Consider the following 756-nt stretch of genomic DNA (forward strand, 5'->3'; position numbering starts at 1 on the left):
TATGATAATTTAAACGAGTCAGGTAAAGTGGCCTGACTTAAACAAACTGGTCTCCGATGAACTCGGGGCGATTCACTTAGCTTTTTCACTGTTTGCATAGCGAAGAATGCTTTTAGCTAATATTAATGGAAAGTAGAGAGCTTGTGGTTTGTTATACTTGGTATCAATACCAGTACCAGGCCCAGCATTTACTTTAAAAGTACTATCTTTCAATAACTTTTGATCAGCAAATAATTTTAAATGCTTCATTCGCATCGTTAAAATAGATTGTTTTCTAGCCCCAACCTGAAGTGCTATGAAGTGCATAAGTCTTTCATCAACTCCAAAAGCATCCGTATTTAAACAAGTTAGTAACTCATCTAATTCTTTATCTGTTAAAGGCCGAAGTTCTTCTCCATATTCTCTAGTGAAACCAATACGCCTTGGACTCGAAGCGCTGCTTACGCTTAAACTCTGCCCTCGTTTTTCTGTTGCCATAGAGTAAAGCCCACCATGATGATTATGAAAATACCTATTCACCAATTTGACACTATCAACTCTTTCAATATCGATTGACGATTCATGCTGTTTAGATAGATACCGATAAAAATCATATACAACTTTCGTGCTTTGATTTAGCTTCTTTCGTGAGAGAGCACCTTCGTTTACTTGTTGTAATAAATGAAAAAAGTACCTGTAGGTTTAATGCGGATCGTTTAAGTTAATTGAACGATCTTTCAGAGGCTTCATAATAGGCTACAACAAAAGTTGTGGCCT

Annotated in this window: 1 protein-coding gene; it reads right to left on the minus strand. The window is 36.5% G+C overall.

The window, feature by feature from the left end; translation table 11 throughout:
• Positions 1-72 precede the first annotated feature (72 nt).
• Positions 73-477: a hypothetical protein gene (locus tag MTN96_RS36845; protein WP_248534847.1), complete on the minus strand. Its 405-nt coding sequence runs from the start codon at positions 475-477 to the stop codon at positions 73-75.
• Positions 478-756: the final 279 nt, after the last annotated feature.

It is taken from the genome of Pseudoalteromonas sp. 2CM28B, assembly GCF_023161935.1.